The organism is Pseudonocardia sp. SID8383, from assembly GCF_009864975.1.
GTDB lineage: Bacteria > Actinomycetota > Actinomycetes > Mycobacteriales > Pseudonocardiaceae > Pseudonocardia > Pseudonocardia alni.
Window position 1 is genome coordinate 1 of record NZ_WWFY01000287.1, and the last position, 1097, is coordinate 1097.

Below are 1097 nucleotides of genomic sequence, written 5' to 3' on the forward strand. Positions count from 1 at the left end.
CGCCGACGCCCCGGCCAGGAACAGCCCCGGCACCGGGGTGTCGGCGCGCCCCAGGCCCGGCACCGGGCGGAACACCAGCTGCTGGTGCACCGCGGAGGTGCCCGCGGTGATCGCCCCGTCGACGAGGTTGCCGTCGCGGCCCTGCAGGTCCGCGGGCCCGGCGACGGCGCGGGCCAGCACCCTCGACCCGAACCCGGGCGCGTGGTCCTCGACGACCTGCTGCATCCGGTCGGCCCAGCGCAGCACCTCGTCGCGGCCCCATCCCAGGCCGCGCGGCACGTGGGTGTAGGCCCAGGCGGACTCGGTGCCGGGCGGGGAGCGGGTCGGGTCGGCCGTGGTCATCTGCCCGAACAGCAGGAACGGGTCGCCGGGCAGCCGGCCGGCGGTCAGGTCGGCGGAGTAGCGGCGCAGGCCGTCGACGTCGGCGCCGAGGTGCACGGTGCCCGCCGACCGGGCACCCGGCGCGGTCCACGGCACCGGTCCGTCGAGCGCCCAGTCCAGCTTGACGGTGGAGAAGTCCCAGTCGAACCGGGCGAGGTCGGCGACGAAGCGGGCCGGCAGGTGCTCCTCCCCGACGAGGTCGCGGTAGAGGCGGGGCGCGTCGACATCGGCGAGCACCGCCCGGCGGGCGAGGACCCGCTGGCCGGCCGCGTCCACGACGCCGGAGGCCCGGCCGGACGGTCCGACCAGGACGGTCCGGATCGGCCGTCCGCAGTCGATCCGCCCGCCGCGGGCCGTCAGGCGGGCGACGAGCGCACCGGTCAGGGCCCCGGCCCCGCCCGCCGGGACCGGGAAGCCGACACGCTGGCCGAGCATCGCCAGCAGCCAGCCGTAGGCGGCGCCCGCCGCGGAGTCCGGCCCGAGGTCGGTGTGCAGGGCGTTGCCCGCCAGCAGCAGCGGGGCGGCCCGGCCCCCGAAGTGCTCCTGGGCCATCCGCGCCACCGGTTGCACCAGCATCCGGGCCAGCCGCAGGGCGTCGCCGGTGCCGAGCGTGCGCAGGAGCCGCGATGCCGGCCGGACCGGTGGGAACGGGCGCAGTGCGGCGGCGACGACGTCGTCGCCGATCCGGTCCCACTGCGCGACCAGCGCGCGCCAGG

1 protein-coding gene is annotated in these 1097 nt (G+C 78.6%); it reads right to left on the minus strand.

Going from position 1 to position 1097, the window contains the following annotated elements; translation table 11 throughout:
• Window positions 1-1097: phytoene desaturase family protein (locus GTW08_RS06910; protein ID WP_161151599.1), on the minus strand; the 1097-nt coding region annotated here is incomplete at both ends.